1 protein-coding gene is annotated in these 216 nt (G+C 57.4%); it reads right to left on the reverse strand.

Annotated elements, in window-relative coordinates; translation table 11 throughout:
• Nucleotides 1-216: hypothetical protein (locus HMPREF2537_RS12830; protein WP_371591614.1), on the reverse strand; the 216-nt coding region annotated here is incomplete at both ends.

Here is a 216-nt window from a genome sequence, read left to right on the forward strand (position 1 = left end):
GTTCGGATCCGTACCGTCCTTTTCCTCCTGGGCATCCGGAACACCATCACCATCGGTGTCGGTGTCATCACCAGGGAAGGAATCTGGGTCCTTCGGGTCCTTATTGTCCTTGACCTCGTCACCGTCGTTGTGACCATCACCGTCGGTATCCGGGTTGTTCGGATCGGTGCCGATCTCAATCTCAGTACCATCGGTCAGGCCGTCACCGTCGGTATC

The sequence above is a fragment of the Corynebacterium sp. HMSC074E01 genome, assembly GCF_001808885.1.
Lineage (GTDB): Bacteria > Actinomycetota > Actinomycetes > Mycobacteriales > Mycobacteriaceae > Corynebacterium.